Raw genomic sequence first — 547 nt, 5'->3', positions numbered from 1 at the left:
CTCCACTCGCGCAGGTAGTCCGACCAGGGCAGCCCTGTCATCGGGTCATAGCTGCGCCCGATTTCCGAGAGTAGGTCGTACACGCTGATGACGCCAATCAGTCGGTCGCCTTCCACAACGGGCATCAGCGGTTGGCGATGGCGTTGCAGCCATTCGGCGACGACGCGCAAAGGCGTCTGCGGCGTGGCGACCATCAGTTCGGTGGTCATCACCTCGCGCACAGGCGTATCGGGGGCGACGCCCAGCAACTGCTCCAACTCCACAAGCCCCAGCACTTGCCCACTTTCGTACACGGGCAGCCCTTGCAAGCGGTGCCCCCGCATCAGCATCAGCGCCGTCTCAATCGTGTGGTCGGGATTGACCCATACGCGGACGGGCTGAATCAGGGTTTGAATGGTGCGCATGAGATGTTCGCGCCCCCTCGCGCGGCTGGCGTCGTTCTCCAGTGTGTGCTGTGAGATACCCTCCAGCACGCGCCAGGCTTTCGGGTTCACAGCCACACCTCCGCACTGTCCTTTCCTAAAGTATACGCCAAAACACACATGGT

The 547-nt window shown here is 62.2% G+C and carries 1 protein-coding gene; it reads right to left on the bottom strand.

The window, feature by feature from the left end; translation table 11 throughout:
- Nucleotides 1-494, bottom strand: a 494-nt coding sequence (locus NW837_RS13025; RefSeq protein ID WP_414332067.1) for a CBS domain-containing protein, incomplete at its 3' end; no start/stop codon positions are given.
- Between the last annotated feature and the right edge of the window lie 53 nt (nt 495-547).

Source organism: Synechococcus sp. R6-10 (genome assembly GCF_047461815.1).
In the GTDB taxonomy this organism is placed as follows: domain Bacteria; phylum Cyanobacteriota; class Cyanobacteriia; order Thermostichales; family Thermostichaceae; genus Thermostichus.
The sequence above is the reverse complement of the archived record's forward strand: the minus strand, read 5'-3'. Positions and strand labels throughout refer to the sequence as shown.